General features: G+C 48.3%; 2 protein-coding genes. Both read right to left on the bottom strand.

The window, feature by feature from the left end; genetic code table 11:
- Positions 1-197: 197 nt before the first annotated feature.
- Positions 198-1,205 (bottom strand): MBL fold metallo-hydrolase, encoded by a 1,008-nt coding sequence (locus J7L64_09590; protein MCD6452594.1) that lies wholly within the window; start codon positions 1,203-1,205, stop codon positions 198-200.
- A gap of 57 nt (positions 1,206-1,262) precedes the next feature.
- On the bottom strand, positions 1,263-2,526 hold a 1,264-nt coding region (otsB, locus tag J7L64_09585), incomplete at its 5' end, for a trehalose-phosphatase (GenBank protein ID MCD6452593.1).

Here is a 2,526-nt window from a genome sequence, read left to right as displayed (position 1 = left end):
GTATTATAAATAGTCCAAAATTCATCCTCTGAAGTATCTTTAGGAAATAAAGAGGGAATTTCTATCTTCATAAAATTCGTTTTGCCCATGCCTAACTAACAATAGCCAGAGTCAAATCACCACGCCTATGGAATGGATGGGTTTAAAGCTTTTCTTAAAAATTTTTTTCTTATATTTTAAAAAATTAATAATTTTATTTACTCTTTCTTTGTCATCTCCTTATAGACTGCTTCTACATTGGCGGAGAGGCGGCGGGTATATCCCTCCATCTTCTCGTACTTGGGGAGCTTAAGCTTCTCCTTCGTCTCCTCGAGAGAAGCGCCACGCTCAATGTACTTCTTCACCTCCGCTCGTAAATCCTTCAAGTAATCCGCCTGGGCGATAAGCCCCTTCTTATCGGTGAGCTTTCCATGCCCCGGTATCACCTTCTCTACCCCGTCCATTGTCATCACCTTTTCAAGGATCTTTATCCAATTCTCGGTATCGGAGCTTGCCCTCCGATCGATGTAGGGGATTATGTTGTTGAATAAGAGATCACCCATATGGATCGCCTTTTCCTTTGGGAAATAAACCAGGATATCCCCGTCGGTATGACCACATCCTGAATACAAAAGCTCGACATCCTCCCCGCCAAAACGGATGATCATCTTCCTCTCAAAGACAACCTCGGGGGAAACCAATCTAAGCCGTTGGTATTCCTTAAGTCGCCTTTGGATCAGCTCGAGCTCCTTTTCTGCCTCCTTCAGCTTGGGGCTTTTTTCCTCCCTTAGTTCCTTCACCTTCTGTTCCACCTTTTTAAGCTCCTCGCCGTATCTCTTCTTCGCTCTCTCCAGCCCGGGAAGACTAAACCGCTCTATATTCCTCAAGGTGTTTATGTGGGAGATGACCACTGCAGATTCGGGGAAACTCTGGGCACCCTGGATGTGATCACCGTGATAATGGGTGAAGATGAGATACCTTATCGGCTTCTTGGTAACCTGGCGTATCTTGGCTACTACCTCCTCCCCTTGATAGGGAAAGGTTTTGGAATCGACCACTAACACGCCTTCTTCGGTCACCAAAAAGGCTACATTCCCTCCACCACCATAGATCAGATAAAGATTAGCACTCACCCTCTCAAGGGTAAGCTCCTCACCCCTTCCTGCCGGGGAAAAAAGAAGAAGGATAAAAAACGCAACCGAGAAAAATAAACTTATCGCCTTCATCGAAATCCTCCTCCCGTGTTTTTATAATTATTCTTTGCTGGGCTACTTTAATACCCATCACTTTTCCTCAATAAGCTCGGCTAACTCGCCAAGAAGAGCCCTTACCTCCTTATTACTCTCGAGATAAAAACGAGCCTTGGAAGGACCCAAACCAACCTTCACCGAATAGGCATCCTCCGGCATCACCTCGAACATATCCTCATCGGTCCAATCATCACCCATAGCGAGGATAAATCCCCACTCTTCCTTCGAAAGCCACCTCAGGGCAGCTCGCCCTTTGTTCAAACTGACATTCCGGATCTCTATTACCTTGCTCCCTTCCAAAACCCCGAGATTGAGGTTGATGGTGAACTGAAGAAGAGCATTCTTCAACTCCCTGGTCCTCACCTCAGCCAGCTCCGGGTCCGCCTTTCGATAATGCCAGACCAGAGAGAACTCCTTCTCTTCGATGAAGGAACCGGGCGTCCTGTCGGTGTAAAGCTCGAGGATGGGCATTACCTCCTCTTTCCAATCGGCTTTTAACGGCTCGAGCATCTCCCAATCGCCGCCTTTCTCCTTCACCCACACCCCGTGCTCCGCTATCAACCCGATATCCAAACCGGAAAACCATCTCTCCAAGACATCTCTTCCCCGTCCACTCGCTATCACCAGTTCGTTCCGCGGGTCTCCCGCAAGAGATGAGAGGAGGGTAATAAGATTGGGATCGGGCTTTGCCTTTTCCGGCTTCCAGGCAAAGGGGACCAATGTCCCATCATAATCGAGCAACATTAAGGAACGCCTACTTACCAAATAGTCCTTGAATAACTTCTTTTTCGCAAGTTCGCTCGTCAACCGCTTTACCCGGAACTCGTCCTGGACCTCCTTTATGTAGAACAGTCTATCCATAAAATCGTTCGCCCATCTTCTGACATCGTATCTCCTTAAGCGATACTGCATACTCCTTATCGCCTCCACCTTCTCCTCAGACGACATAGAAAACGCCCTCCTAAGCGCCTCAGCCACTTCTTTCTCGTCGTTTGGATTCACTATGATCGCCTCGCCGAGCTCCTTTGCTGCCCCTGCCATCTCACTTAAGATAAGTACCCCCTCTCCTTCCCTCTTGGTGGCGATAAATTCCTTGGCTACCAGGTTCATCCCATCTCTTAAGGAGGTAACCAGAGCGACATCGGCAATGGCATAGAGGGCAAGAAGGGAACTGAACGCTAACGGGCGCTGAAGATACCAGATGGGCATCCAGCCGAAGCTACAGTGTTTACCGTTTATCTCCCCCACCAGCTCATCGACCTGCCGTTTGAGGGAGGCGTAATGATCCACCCCTATC

Source organism: Acidobacteriota bacterium (genome assembly GCA_021161905.1).
Lineage (GTDB): Bacteria > Acidobacteriota > B3-B38 > Guanabaribacteriales > JAGGZT01 > JAGGZT01.
This window is presented reverse-complemented; position numbering and strand designations above follow the sequence as displayed.